This is a genomic window from Pseudomonas entomophila L48, assembly GCF_000026105.1.
Lineage (GTDB): Bacteria > Pseudomonadota > Gammaproteobacteria > Pseudomonadales > Pseudomonadaceae > Aquipseudomonas > Aquipseudomonas entomophila.
Genome location: NC_008027.1, coordinates 881,087 through 893,832, shown reverse-complemented (window position 1 = coordinate 893,832; position 12,746 = coordinate 881,087). Strand labels below are relative to the sequence as shown.

The following is a 12,746-nucleotide window of genomic DNA, read 5'->3' as shown; positions in this document are numbered from 1 at the left end:
CCATGTTCCTGCGTCATTGCATCACCTTCACCCTCATCGCCCTGCTCGCCGGCTGCGCCGGCTTCGGCAGCAAGGAAGCCGTGCAAGGCCAGGGCAACCCGCAACTGTGGCGCCAGCACAAGCAACAGCTGAGCGGCCTCGACGGCTGGCAGATCAACGGCAAGGTCGGCATCCGCGCCCCCCGCGACTCGGGCAGCGGCACGCTGTTCTGGCTGCAGCGCCAGGACTACTACGACATCCGCCTGGCCGGCCCGCTCGGCCGTGGCGCCGCGCGCCTGACCGGCCGCCCCGGCGGGGTGATGCTGGAGGTGGCCAACCAGGGCCGCTTCGAGGCCGACAGCCCCGAGGCCCTGCTGGAAGAACAGCTCGGCTGGCGCCTGCCGGTCTCGCACCTGGTCTGGTGGGTGCGCGGCCTACCCGCTCCGGACAGCAAGAGCCAGCTCACCCTCGACGGCGACAGCCGCCTGGCCCGCCTCACCCAGGATGGCTGGCAGGTCGAGTACCTCAGCTATATAGAGCAGAACGGCTACTGGCTGCCCGAGCGCCTGAAGCTGCATGGCGAGAACATCGACGTCACCCTGGTGGTCAAGGACTGGCAGCCGCGCCAGCTGGGGCACTAAGTTGATGGAAAAGCTCACCCTGCCGGCCCCGGCCAAGCTCAACCTGTGGCTGCACATCACCGGCCGCCGCGCCGATGGCTACCACGAGCTGGAAACCGTGTTCCAGTTCCTCGACCACGGCGATGAGCTGAGCTTCTCGCTTCGCGAAGACGGCGTGATCCGCTTGCACAGCGAGATCGCCGACGTACCTCACGACAGCAACCTGATCGTGCGCGCCGCGCGCAAGCTCCAGGAGCAGTCCGGCACCAGACTCGGCGCCGACATCTGGCTGCACAAGGTGCTGCCCATGGGCGGCGGCATCGGTGGCGGCAGCTCCGACGCGGCGACCACGCTGCTGGCACTCGCCCACCTGTGGCAACTCGACTGGAACGAGGATCGCCTGGCCGCGCTGGGCCTCGCGCTCGGTGCCGACGTGCCGGTGTTCGTGCGTGGTCACGCCGCGTTCGCCCAGGGTGTCGGCGAGCAACTGACCCCGGTCGACCCCGCCGAACCCTGGTATGTCGTGCTGGTACCGCAAGTGTCTGTCAGCACAGCGGAAATTTTTTCGCATCCGGAGTTGACACGTGATTCCCTCCCCCTTAAGATGCGCCCCGTTCCCGAGGGAAACAGTCGAAATGACTGCCAACCGGCAGTAGAGCAACGTTACCCCGAAGTTCGCAATGCGCTGATTTCACTGGGTAAATTCACGGAAGCTCGAATGACCGGCACTGGAAGTTGTGTGTTTGGGGCCTTCCCAAGCAAAGCCGAAGCTGATAGAGTTCTGGCCCTTCTTTCAGAGACCCAAACAGGGTTTGTGGCGAAAGGAAGCAATGTTTCGATGTTGCATCGCAAGCTGCAAAGTCTGATCAAGAAGTCGAGTTCATAAGAATTCGCAGCAACAGATACAGGGGCGTCGCCAAGCGGTAAGGCAGCAGGTTTTGATCCTGCCATGCGTTGGTTCGAATCCAGCCGCCCCTGCCATTTCTTATACTCATCCAGGTTACCCTCAGCCTTCAGGTACTGCGCGTGTCCAAGATGATGGTCTTCACGGGGAATGCAAACCCCGATCTGGCTCGGCGTGTCGTACGTCAGCTGCATATTCCACTGGGTGACGTTTCTGTCGGTAAATTCTCCGACGGCGAAATCAGTGCTGAAATCAACGAAAATGTCCGCGGTAAAGACGTCTTCATCATTCAGCCCACCTGTGCCCCAACCAACGACAACCTGATGGAACTGGTAGTGATGGCCGATGCCTTCCGCCGCTCCTCAGCGTCGCGAATCACCGCCGTGATTCCTTACTTCGGATACGCCCGCCAGGACCGCCGTCCGCGTTCGGCACGTGTAGCCATCAGCGCCAAAGTCGTCGCTGACATGCTCACTGTCGTGGGTATCGACCGTGTACTCACCGTCGACCTGCACGCTGACCAGATCCAGGGTTTCTTCGATATCCCCGTCGACAACATCTACGGCTCGCCCGTACTGGTCGACGACATCGAAGACCAGCGTTTCGAGAACCTGATGATCGTTTCCCCGGACATCGGTGGCGTGGTGCGTGCTCGCGCCGTGGCCAAGTCCCTGGGTGTCGATCTCGGGATCATCGACAAGCGCCGCGAGAAGGCTAACCACTCCGAGGTGATGCACATCATCGGCGACGTCGAAGGACGCACCTGCATCCTGGTAGACGACATGGTCGACACCGCCGGCACCCTGTGCCACGCGGCCAAGGCCCTGAAAGAACACGGTGCCGCCAAGGTCTACGCCTACTGCACGCACCCTGTCCTGTCGGGCCGCGCGATCGAGAACATCGAGAAGTCGGTACTGGACGAGCTGGTGGTAACGAACACCGTGCCGCTGTCCGCCGCTGCTCAAGCCTGTGACCGTATCCGCCAGCTGGATATCGCACCGGTTGTCGCTGAAGCGGTACGCCGCATCAGCAACGAAGAATCGATCAGCGCGATGTTCCGCTAAGCGGAACACTCGCTGACGAAAAGCGCCCCGCCCCAACACTGGTTGTTGGGGCGGGGCTTTTTTGCCATCCCCGTCTGGCGCTGGTCGCAAACGCCTTTCGGGAGGCTATTTTGGAGAAACAAAATGACTGACTTCATCCTGAACGCCCAAGCGCGTACTGACCTGGGGAAAGGTGCGAGCCGCCGCCTGCGTCACTCCGCCAACATCCCTGCCGTTGTCTACGGTGGCGATAAAGAAGCCCAATCCCTGACCATCGTGGCCAAGGAAATCGCCAAACTGTTCGAAAACGAAGCTGCCTTCAGCCACGTTATCGAACTGAACGTCGATGGCGCCAAGCAAAACGTCGTGGTCAAGGCCATGCAGCGTCACCCGGCCAAAGGCTTCATCATGCACGCCGACTTCGTTCGCGTCGTTGCTGGCCAGAAGCTGACCGCCAAGGTTCCAGTTCACTTCGTCGGCGAAGAAGCCCCGATCAAGAAAGGCGGCGAGATCTCGCACGTCGTTTCCGAGATCGAAGTGTCCTGCGAAGCCAAGGACCTGCCTGAGTTCATCGAAGTCGACCTCTCGAAGGCCGAAGTCGGCACCATCATCCACCTGTCGGACCTGAAAGCTCCGAAAGGCGTAGAGTTCGTCGCTCTGGCCCACGGTGATGACAAAGCTGTTGCCAACGTCCACGCCCCGCGCGTTGCCGCTGAAGCTGCTGAAGGCGCTGCCGAGTAATCCACTCGCACGCCGGCGTTGATCGGGTTACAGTGCCGCGCGCACCGTAACCCACCAACTCCAAGGAAGAGCCCCTGACGTGACCGCCATCCAGTTGATCGTCGGCCTGGGTAACCCCGGCCCCGAATACGAACAGACCCGGCATAACGCAGGGGCTCTTTTCGTTGAACGCCTTGCCAGTGCCCAGCGCGTGTCGCTGACCGCTGACAAGAAGTATTTTGGCCTGACGGCTAAGTTCAGCCATCAAGGCAACGATGTTCGTTTGCTGATCCCCACCACCTACATGAACCGTAGCGGCCAGTCCGTGGCGGCTCTGGCCAATTTCTTCCGCATCAAGCCGGAAGCGATCCTGGTGGCCCACGACGAACTCGACCTGCCCCCCGGCGTCGCCAAGCTCAAGAGAGGCGGTGGCCATGGCGGGCACAACGGCCTGCGCGACATCATCGCGCAGCTCGGCAACCAGAACGACTTCCACCGCCTGCGGCTTGGCATCGGCCACCCGGGCGACGCCAAACTGGTCTCCAACTTCGTCCTGGGTCGCGCGCCGCGCGCCGAGCAGGAGAAGCTCGACGCCAGCATCGATTTTGCCCTCGGCGTGATGCCCGACGTGCTTGCCGGCGACTTCGCCAAGGCGATGCGCGAACTGCACTGCCAGAAGGCCTGACACTTTAGAAAGGGGAATACCCATGGGTTTCAATTGCGGCATCGTCGGCCTGCCCAACGTCGGCAAGTCCACCCTGTTCAACGCCCTGACCAAGTCTGGCATCGCGGCGGAGAACTTCCCCTTCTGCACCATCGAGCCGAACAGCGGCATCGTGCCGATGCCCGACGCGCGCCTGAACGCGCTGGCCGAGATCGTCAAGCCGAACCGCATCCTGCCGACCACCATGGAATTCGTCGACATCGCCGGCCTGGTCGCCGGTGCCTCGAAGGGTGAAGGCCTGGGCAACAAGTTCCTCGCCAACATCCGCGAGACCGACGCCATCGCCCACGTGGTGCGCTGCTTCGAAGACGAGAACGTGATCCACGTCTCCAACAGCGTCGACCCCAAGCGCGACATCGAGATCATCGACCTCGAGCTGATCTTCGCCGACCTCGACAGCTGCGAGAAGCAACTGCAGAAGGTGGCCCGCAACGCCAAGGGCGGCGACAAGGATGCCCTGGCGCAGAAGGCCATCCTGGAAAAACTGATCCCGCACTTCACCGAAGGCAAGCCGGCGCGCAGCCTGATGAAAAACATGGCTGACGACGAGAAGGCCGTGATCCGTGGTTTCCACCTGCTGACCAGCAAGCCGGTGATGTACATCGCTAACGTTGCCGAAGACGGCTTCGACAACAACCCGCACCTGGACGTGGTCAAGGCCATCGCCAAGGAAGAAGGCGCGGTCGTGGTGCCGGTGTGCAACAAGATCGAAGCCGAGATCGCCGAGCTGGACGAAGGCGAAGAGAAGGACATGTTCCTCGAGGCCCTGGGCCTGGAAGAGCCTGGCCTGAACCGCGTGATCCGTGCCGGCTACGAACTGCTGAACCTGCAGACGTACTTCACCGCCGGCGTTCAGGAAGTACGTGCCTGGACCGTCCGTGTCGGCGCCACCGCGCCGCAAGCCGCTGGCGTGATCCACACCGACTTCGAGAAAGGCTTCATCCGCGCCGAAGTGGTGGCCTATGACGACTTCATCCAGTTCAAGGGTGAAGGCGGTGCCAAGGAAGCCGGCAAGTGGCGCCTGGAAGGCAAGGACTACATCGTCAAGGACGGTGACGTGATGCACTTCCGCTTCAACGTCTAAGTCTTCAGGCTTCGATGAGAGAAACCCCTTGAGCGTTCGCGCTCAAGGGGTTTTCTTTTTTCTGCGGCTTAGGTGAGCGTTTCGCTGACTGACTGCCAGCAGATTTGCATTTATCGCCCTCCATGGCCCGGTCCAGGCTAGACACTTTTGCGCAGGCAGGACTCGCTCATGAAACACACTCGCCCCCAGGCTATCCCCACCGTGCAGGTGGACACCGACGAGGTGATCGTCACCGAATGGCGCTTCGCCCCGGGTGCCGAGACCGGGCGTCATCTGCATGGCCATGACTATGTGGTGGTGCCGATGACCGATGGCATCTTGCTGCTGGAAACCCCCGAAGGTGAGAAACGGGCACCCCTGGTGGCGGGGCAGAGCTACTTCCGCAAGGCGGGGGTCGAGCACAATGTGATCAATGCCAGTGACCACGAGATCGTGTTCATCGAGACTGAGTTGAAGTAGCTGTGCGGGCCGGTTCGCCGGCAAGCCGGCTCCTACAGGGGCCGCGCCGCAGCTTCACCCACTTCTCGCAAACGTCTACAATTGCCCCTGCTTGAACCGGGATAACCGAAGCACTGCCTCGAAACCCGATGGACCTGACCACTGCCGGTCAACCGTCGGGACAAATGGGTCCGGACCTTGGCCGGCCCGTTTATCGGAGGCAACACATGAGCCCGCGTATCTGGCTGCTGGCCCTGGCGACGTTCGTCACGGGCATGGCGGAAAACATCACGGTCGGCATCCTCCCGGCCCTGGCCGACGGCCTGGACGTTCCGCTCGGCGTGGCCGGGCAACTGACCACGGTCTTCTCCCTGAGCTTCGCCCTCGCCGCGCCCTTCTCTCCCCTGCTCACCACACGCCTGCCGCTGCGTGGCCTGCTGTGCGCCACGCTTGCGCTGTTCGCCCTGTGCAACCTGCTGGCGGCATGGGCGCCCGGTTACACCGCACTGCTGATCGCCCGCATCGGCATGGCCGCGACCAGCGCGCTGACCTGCCTGACCTGCACCTTGATGGCCACGCGCATGGCGCCCGAAGCCCTGCGCGGGCGCGCCATCGGGGTGATCTTCATGGGCATCTGCAGCTCGCTGATACTCGGTGTGCCGGCCGGCATGCTGCTGTGCGACGCCCTAGGCTGGCGCGGCGTGTTCGTCGGCCTGAGCGGCCTGGCGGTGGCAGTGTTGTTGATGGCCTGGCGCGGGCTGCCGACGCTGCAGAGCAACGAACGCATCGCCCTGGCCAGCTACGTGCGCCATCTGCGCGACAGCCGCCTCACAGCCGCGCAGGGGGTATCCCTGCTGATGATCGCCGGGCACTTCACTGTGTTCGCCTACCTCGCGCCTTACGCCCAGCAGGTTGCCCATGTACCGCCGCAATGGCTGGCAGCGGTGTTCGCGGCATTCGGCATCGCCGGTGTCTCGGGCGGCTATGTCGGTGGCTGGATGGCCGATCGCTTGGGCGTGGCCAAGGCCATCCTGCTGGCGCCTCTGTTGTACCTCGCCAGCCTGCTGATGCTGCCGCTGAGCGCGGGCACGCCATGGCTGTTCCTGCCGGCGATGATGCTTTGGGGCGGGTTGAGCTGGACCACCTCGCCAGTGGTACAGAGCTACCTGGCCAAGCGTGGGGAAGGTACCTTCCCGGCAGGCATGAGCCTGAATATGTCGGCCATGCACCTGGGCGTCGGGCTGGGTTCGGCCATCGGTGGCGTGGTGATCACCGGCTCCGCGCTGGAGGCCACGCCCTGGGCCGGAGCATTGTTGACTACAGTGGCTGCGGGGCTGGCGATCTGGTCCGCGACACCCGCGAATGGTGCATTGAAACTGGCGCGGTGATCGCTCACCGCACCAGTGAAACCACTACTTGGCCAGCTTGCTGTAGCTGGTCATCAGGTTGCGATAGTCGGGGATATGGTTGGAGAACAGCGTGCCCAGCCCCTCGATGTCGTTGCGCCAGTCACGGTGCAGCTCGCAGGCCACGCCGAACCAGGTCATCAGTTGCGCGCCGGCGGCCTCCATGCGCCGCCAGGCCGAGTCGCGGGTCAGCTCGTTGAAGGTGCCGGAGGCGTCGGTGACGACGAACACGTCGAAGCCCTCCTCCAGCGCCGACAGCGCCGGGAAGGCCACGCACACCTCGGTGACCACCCCGGCGATGATCAGCTGCTTCTTGCCGGTGGCCTTCACCGCCTTGACGAAGTCTTCGTTGTCCCAGGCATTGATGTTGCCGGGGCGGGCGATGTACGGCGCATCGGGGAATTGTTCCTTGAGCTCGGGCACCAGCGGGCCGTTGGGGCCGGTTTCGAAGCTGGTGGTGAGGATGGTGGGCAGCTTGAAGTACTTGGCCAGGTCGGAAAGCGCCAGCACGTTGTTCTTGAAGCGGTCGGGGTCGATATCGCGTACCAGCGACAGCAGGCCGGCCTGGTGGTCGACCAGCAGGACCGCGGCGTTGTTCTTGTCCAGGCGGTTGTAGTGGAAAGCCATGGCTGAACTCCTTGCTTCAAAGGTTGGGAGTTACAGCGTAGGCAAACATGACGTGCAGGACCGACCGTCAGTCGGTCGGCCTCCATGGAGCAAAACTTGCCCCATGGATCTGCCACGACCGCTGTAGGAGCGGCTTTAGCCGCGATCATCCGCGAAGCGGATGCCAGGCACCTTGGTGGCCGCATCGCGGCTGAAGCCGCTCCTACAGAGGATGCTTGCCAGCCATTGGTTCAGGATTTCCTGAACTGATTATTTGCCCGCAGCGATTTTTCCCCTCGCCCGCCCCCACCAGAATCGCTTCACCAACAATCACAATAAACCGTGAGGCCACTCCCGTGGACCAGACACTCCAGGTACGGCAGGCCGCCGCCGACCTCGTCGCCGCCTTCGCCAGCAACGACACCGCCCGTTACTTCGCCTGCTTCAGCGAAGACGCCACCTTCCTCTTCCACACCGTGCCGCAACCGCTGCTGTCGCGCCGCGCCTATGAAGACCTCTGGGCCAGCTGGCAGGCCGATGGCTTCGCCGTGCTCGGCTGTGAATCCAGCAATGCACAGGTAAGCCAGCAAGGCGACGTGGCGATCTTCATGCACGACGTGGCCACGCGCTTGCGCGTCGCCGGTGAAGTGCTCGACCTGAGCGAACGCGAGACCATCGTCTTTCGCCTGCACGGCGAACGCTGGCTGGCCTGCCACGAGCACCTGTCGGTCGTCTCGCCGAGCTGATCACCTTTCAAGCGGCCCTGCCGCACTGCCATCGCACCCACAACAAGGCCGCCCGACGGCCGACAACATTCGCGCTGGAGCATCACCATGAGCCACTCGACCGGTATCGAGACCAATGGCGTCGAACAGATCCCCGACGATCAACGCGACGCCGCCCCGCTTGACCTGTTCCGCCTGATCTTCGGCGGCGCCAACACCTTCGCCACCGCCGTGCTGGGCAGCTTCCCGGTACTGTTCGGGCTGTCGTTCCAGGCCGGGGTCTGGGCGATCCTGCTTGGCGTCGGCATCGGCGCGGTGATCCTCGCGCCCATGGGCCTGTTCGGCGCGCTCAACGGCACCAACAACGCGGTTTCGTCCGGTGCGCACTTCGGCGTGCACGGGCGTATCGTCGGTTCGTTCCTGTCGCTGCTCACCGCCGTGGCGTTCTTCTCGCTGTCGGTATGGAGCTCGGGCGATGCCCTGGTCGGCGGCGCCAAGCGCCTGGTCGGCCTGCCGGAAACCGACCTCACCCTGGGCCTGGCCTACGGCCTGTTCGCAGTGCTGGTGCTGGTGGTGTGCATCTTCGGCTTCCGCTTCATGCTGTGGGTCAACAAGATCGCGGTGTGGGCTTCGAGCCTGCTGTTCCTGCTGGGCATCTTCGCCTTCGCCGGGCCCTTCGACGCAGGCTACGCCGGCAGCGTCAACCTCGGCCAAGCCGGCTTCTGGGCAGCGTTCGTCGGCGCGGCGATCCTGGCCATGAGCAACCCGGTGTCGTTCGGCGCCTTCCTGGGTGACTGGTCGCGCTACATCCCGCGCGAAACGCCCAAGTCGCGCATCATGCTGGCGGTGATCCTCGCCCAGGCCGCCACGCTGATCCCGTTCCTGTTCGGCCTGTGCACCGCCACCCTGGTCGCCAGCCAGGCGCCGGACTACATCGCCGCCAACAACTACGTCGGCGGCCTGCTGGCGATCTCGCCGGGCTGGTTCTTCCTGCCGGTGTGCCTGATCGCGGTGATCGGCGGCATGTCCACCGGCACCACGGCGCTGTACGGCACCGGCCTGGACATGTCCAGCGTGTTCCCGCGCCTGCTCAGCCGCGCCGCCGCCACCCTGCTGATCGGCGTGCTGGCCATCGGTTTCATCTTCGTCGGCCGCTTCACCTTCAACCTGGTGCAGAGCGTGTCGACCTTCGCCGTGCTGATCATCACCTGCACCAGCCCCTGGATGGTGATCATGATCCTCGGGCTGATCACCCGCCGCGGCTTCTACCATGCCGACGACCTGCAGGTGTTCACCCGTGGCCAGCAAGGCGGCCACTACTGGTTCGACCACGGCTGGAACTGGCGCGGCATGGGCGCGTGGATCCCCAGCGCGGCGGTCGGCCTGTGCTTCGTCAACCTGCCGGGGCAGTTCGTCGGCCCGCTGGGTGAACTGGCCGGCGGTATCGACCTGAGCCTGCCGGTGACCCTGGGTATCGCCGCCGTGCTGTACCTGGTCCTGCTCAACCTGTTCCCCGAACCCGCTGGCGTGTATGGCCCCCGGGGCCCGCGCTGGGTGCGCTGCAAAAGCACGCCCGTAAAGCCCGTGACCACCGCCGAAATGGCCTGACTGGAATCCGACCATGACCACACCTCACTACATCGACGGCCGCTGGGTCGAAGGCCAGGGCAGCGACTGCCTCGTTGTCCACAACCCGTCCGAAGGCCAGCCGTTCGCCGAACTGATGGCCGCCAGCGCCGGCCAGGTCGACCAGGCCGTGGCCGCCGCGCGCCGCGCCCTGGCCTCCTGGAAGACAGTCAGCGCCGCCGAGCGTGCCACCTACCTGCGCGGCTTCGCCGAGCAACTGGGCCAACGCCGCGACGAGCTGATCGCCCTGCAGATGCGCAACAACGGCAAGCCGCGCCACGAGGCGGAGATCGACCTGGACGACGCCATCGCCACCTTCGCCTACTACGCCGAGCTGGCCGAGCAACTACCGGCAAAAAACCGCGACGTGCCCCTGGCCGCGCCGGGCTTCACCGCCCGCACCCGCCTGGAGCCGGTGGGCGTGGTCGGCCTGATCGTGCCGTGGAACTTCCCGCTGGTGACCAGTGCCTGGAAGCTCGCCCCGGCGCTCGCGGCGGGCTGCACCGTGGTGCTCAAGCCCTCCGAAGTCACCCCGCTGATCGAACAGGCCTACGGCCAGATCGCCGAGCAGCTGGGCCTGCCGGCCGGCGTGCTGAACATCGTCAACGGCAAGGCCGAGACCGGCGCCGCCCTGAGCGGCCACAACGGCCTGGACAAGCTGTCGTTCACCGGCAGCAACGGCGTCGGCAGCCAGGTGATGCGCGCCGCAGCGGCCCAGTGCCGGCCCGTGACACTGGAGCTGGGCGGCAAGTCGGCCATCGTGGTGTTCGACGATTGCGATGTCGACCAAGCCGTGGAATGGATCGTCGCCGGTATCACCTGGAACGCCGGGCAGATGTGCTCGGCCACCTCGCGCCTGCTGGTGCAGGACGGCATCGCCGACGCGCTTCTGCCGCGCTTGCAGGCGGCACTGGAGACGTTGCGCGTAGGCAACCCGCTCACTGAAGAAGTGGACATGGGGCCGCTGACCAGCCAGGCGCAGTGGCTCAAGGTGGCCGGCTATTTCGCCACCGCCCGCGAGGAAGGCCTGAAGTGCCTGGCCGGCGGCAAGGCGCTGGACCGTGACGGCTGGTTCGTCAGCCCGACACTGTATGTGGAGGTGCCCGAGAGCAGCCGCCTGTGGGGCGAGGAGATCTTCGGGCCGGTGCTGTGCGCACGGCGCTTCAGCACTGAAGCCGAAGCCATCACCCAGGCCAACGACAGCCGCTTCGGCCTGGTGGCCACCGTCTGCTCCGCCGACCTGGAACGCGCCGAGCGCGTGGCCGATGCGCTGGAGGTCGGGCATGTGTGGATCAACTCGGTGCAGGCGGTGTTCGTCGAGACCTCGTGGGGCGGGACCAAGGGCAGCGGCATTGGCCGAGAGCTTGGGCCTTGGGGGCTTTCGGGGTATCAGTCGGTGAAGCATGTGACGCGGTGCCTGGGCTGAGGACGTAATCCCGCCTTCGCCTGCTCCGCCCTATTCGCCGGCAAGGCCGGCTCCTACAGTCGCCACGTCGATTGCAGGAGCCGGCCTTGCCAGCGAAGGGGCCGTGACTTTTCCTCCCCGCCGCGAAGTCCCACCTCCTGGTAGCCCCACAATCACAACACCAGGCCAGCCCCATGCACCCTCTTCGCACCGCCCTGCACAACGAACTGCACGCCCGTCCATCGCTGTACTTCGACGACCCGGCTCACGTCCACCATCTCGCCCTGCTCGGCGGCGAGGCCGACTGCCGGGCCCTGCTGCAACGCTGCTGCCCCGAGGCCCACGACACGCAGGCTGCCCAGGGCATCACCCGGCTCGACGGCCACCCGTTCAAGTGGGAGCGGCACGCCGAATTTTTCACCCTCACCCTGGTGGTGCCCTGCGCCAGCCACGACAGCGACTGGCAGCCTTTACCCGCCGCGCTCGCCGAGGCCATCGCCCCGCAGGCGGCGCAAGTGATCAACGCCGTGCAGGTGCTGGTACGCGACGAACAGGATCTGGACCTCGCCCGCTATGGCTTCAAGGACCCCTGCGGCTCCAGCGTCGGCGGTGGCGACGCGGTGGTGTGGAGCGATTTCCGCCTGACCGAGGATGGCACCAACCGCCTGCTGTTCATCAACCGCCGGCTCAACGCCTACCGCCAGGGCCGCATGATCCGCCGCCTGCTGGAGATCGAGACCTACCGCATGATGGCCTCGCTGACCCTGGACACGGCCAAGGCCCTGGGCCAGGAACTGGACGGTTTCGACAAGACCCTGGTCAGCCTCTCCGAACGCAGCACCAACGTCGCGCCCAACGATTCCAAGCCCCTGCTCGAAGCCATCGCCCACCTGTCGCGCCAGGTAGTCGACCGCACGGTACAGACCCGACACCGCTTCGGCGCCAGCCAGGCCTATGCGCAGTTGGTGTTCGAACGCCTCGGTGAACTGCGCGAAAGCCATGTCGCCGACTGCCAGCGTCTGGGGGTGTTCATCGAGCGACGCTTCAAACCGACGCTGCGTTACTGCGTGGCCACCGAGCAGCGCCTGGAACAGCTGGCGAAGAACGTCGCCAACCTGGGCGACCTGCTGCAAGCGCGGGTGCAGGTGGAGATGGAGGAACAGAACGCCGAGATCCTGCGCAGCCTCAATGCCCGGGCCGATGCCCAGGTGAAGATCCAACGGGCGGTGGAAGGTTTGTCGATCATTGCGATCACCTATTACCTGCTGAACCTGTTCAAGCTGCTGTATGGCGGGTTGAATGTGCTGGGGGCGGGGCTGACGGCACGGGAGGCGATGCTGGGGATGGCGCCAGTGGCGGGGTTGGTGCTGTTGCTGATATTGATGCGGATCAGGCGCGCCAAGCAGCATTGAGGGCGGTTCGCCGGCAAGCCGGCTCCTACAGGAGGCACGGCTTGCCGGCGAATG

13 protein-coding genes and 1 tRNA gene are annotated in these 12,746 nt (G+C 64.7%); 13 read left to right on the top strand and 1 reads right to left on the bottom strand.

The window, feature by feature from the left end:
- Positions 1 to 2 precede the first annotated feature (2 nt).
- The 9 genes from lolB (at position 3) to PSEEN_RS03950 (ending at position 6,900) form a co-directional block, all read left to right on the top strand.
- Entirely contained in the window at positions 3 to 620 is a 618-nt protein-coding gene (gene lolB, locus PSEEN_RS03990) for a lipoprotein insertase outer membrane protein LolB (RefSeq protein WP_011532199.1), read from the top strand.
- 4 nt (positions 621 to 624) lie between these two features.
- Positions 625 to 1,485 carry a 4-(cytidine 5'-diphospho)-2-C-methyl-D-erythritol kinase gene (gene ispE / locus PSEEN_RS03985; protein WP_011532198.1) on the top strand — a complete coding sequence of 287 codons (861 nt, stop codon included), beginning with the start codon at positions 625 to 627 and terminating at the stop codon, positions 1,483 to 1,485.
- Positions 1,486 to 1,505: 20 nt separating this feature from the next.
- Positions 1,506 to 1,580 (top strand) — tRNA-Gln (locus PSEEN_RS03980).
- 45 nt (positions 1,581 to 1,625) lie between these two features.
- A complete protein-coding gene (locus tag PSEEN_RS03975; RefSeq protein ID WP_016391678.1) occupies positions 1,626 to 2,567 on the top strand; it encodes a ribose-phosphate pyrophosphokinase in 942 nt (313 codons plus the stop codon).
- A 123-nt stretch (positions 2,568 to 2,690) separates the two neighbouring features.
- Positions 2,691 to 3,287, top strand: coding sequence for a 50S ribosomal protein L25/general stress protein Ctc (locus PSEEN_RS03970; protein WP_011532196.1), 597 nt, complete (start codon positions 2,691 to 2,693; stop codon positions 3,285 to 3,287).
- Positions 3,288 to 3,366: 79 nt separating this feature from the next.
- Complete coding sequence (gene pth / locus PSEEN_RS03965) at positions 3,367 to 3,951, top strand: aminoacyl-tRNA hydrolase (protein ID WP_011532195.1); 585 nt, start codon at positions 3,367 to 3,369, stop codon at positions 3,949 to 3,951.
- Between the two features lie 22 nt (positions 3,952 to 3,973).
- Entirely contained in the window at positions 3,974 to 5,074 is a 1,101-nt protein-coding gene (gene ychF, locus PSEEN_RS03960) for a redox-regulated ATPase YchF (RefSeq protein WP_011532194.1), read from the top strand.
- 168 nt (positions 5,075 to 5,242) lie between these two features.
- Entirely contained in the window at positions 5,243 to 5,533 is a 291-nt protein-coding gene (locus tag PSEEN_RS03955) for a cupin domain-containing protein (protein ID WP_011532193.1), read from the top strand.
- 206 nt (positions 5,534 to 5,739) lie between these two features.
- A complete protein-coding gene (locus PSEEN_RS03950; RefSeq protein WP_011532192.1) occupies positions 5,740 to 6,900 on the top strand; it encodes an MFS transporter in 1,161 nt (386 codons plus the stop codon).
- 24 nt (positions 6,901 to 6,924) lie between these two features.
- Here PSEEN_RS03950 and ycaC read toward each other — a convergent pair whose 3' ends face one another.
- A complete protein-coding gene (gene ycaC / locus PSEEN_RS03945) occupies positions 6,925 to 7,545 on the bottom strand; it encodes an isochorismate family cysteine hydrolase YcaC (RefSeq protein WP_011532191.1) in 621 nt (206 codons plus the stop codon).
- Between the two features lie 335 nt (positions 7,546 to 7,880).
- Between ycaC and PSEEN_RS03940 the strand changes: the two genes are divergently transcribed.
- The 4 genes from PSEEN_RS03940 to PSEEN_RS03925 all read left to right on the top strand — a co-directional run bounded on the left by PSEEN_RS03940 (position 7,881) and on the right by PSEEN_RS03925 (position 12,692).
- Positions 7,881 to 8,270, top strand: a complete 390-nt coding sequence (locus PSEEN_RS03940) for a YybH family protein (protein WP_011532190.1) — start codon at positions 7,881 to 7,883, stop codon at positions 8,268 to 8,270.
- An 87-nt stretch (positions 8,271 to 8,357) separates the two neighbouring features.
- Entirely contained in the window at positions 8,358 to 9,857 is a 1,500-nt protein-coding gene (locus PSEEN_RS03935; RefSeq protein ID WP_011532189.1) for a purine-cytosine permease family protein, read from the top strand.
- 13 nt (positions 9,858 to 9,870) lie between these two features.
- Positions 9,871 to 11,301: an aldehyde dehydrogenase family protein gene (locus PSEEN_RS03930; RefSeq protein WP_011532188.1), complete on the top strand. Its 1,431-nt coding sequence runs from the start codon at positions 9,871 to 9,873 to the stop codon at positions 11,299 to 11,301.
- 173 nt (positions 11,302 to 11,474) lie between these two features.
- Entirely contained in the window at positions 11,475 to 12,692 is a 1,218-nt protein-coding gene (locus PSEEN_RS03925; RefSeq protein ID WP_011532187.1) for a DUF3422 domain-containing protein, read from the top strand.
- Positions 12,693 to 12,746: the final 54 nt, after the last annotated feature.

Coding starts and splice junctions, on each gene's coding strand:
- PSEEN_RS03970 (WP_011532196.1), top strand. CDS start 2,691: ATGACTGACTTCATCCTGAACGCCCAAGCGCGTACTGACCTGGGGAAA.
- lolB (WP_011532199.1), top strand. CDS start 3: ATGTTCCTGCGTCATTGCATCACCTTCACCCTCATCGCCCTGCTCGCC.
- ispE (WP_011532198.1), top strand. CDS start 625: ATGGAAAAGCTCACCCTGCCGGCCCCGGCCAAGCTCAACCTGTGGCTG.
- ycaC (WP_011532191.1), bottom strand. CDS start 7,545: ATGGCTTTCCACTACAACCGCCTGGACAAGAACAACGCCGCGGTCCTG.
- ychF (WP_011532194.1), top strand. CDS start 3,974: ATGGGTTTCAATTGCGGCATCGTCGGCCTGCCCAACGTCGGCAAGTCC.
- PSEEN_RS03950 (WP_011532192.1), top strand. CDS start 5,740: ATGAGCCCGCGTATCTGGCTGCTGGCCCTGGCGACGTTCGTCACGGGC.
- PSEEN_RS03955 (WP_011532193.1), top strand. CDS start 5,243: ATGAAACACACTCGCCCCCAGGCTATCCCCACCGTGCAGGTGGACACC.
- PSEEN_RS03930 (WP_011532188.1), top strand. CDS start 9,871: ATGACCACACCTCACTACATCGACGGCCGCTGGGTCGAAGGCCAGGGC.
- PSEEN_RS03925 (WP_011532187.1), top strand. CDS start 11,475: ATGCACCCTCTTCGCACCGCCCTGCACAACGAACTGCACGCCCGTCCA.
- PSEEN_RS03935 (WP_011532189.1), top strand. CDS start 8,358: ATGAGCCACTCGACCGGTATCGAGACCAATGGCGTCGAACAGATCCCC.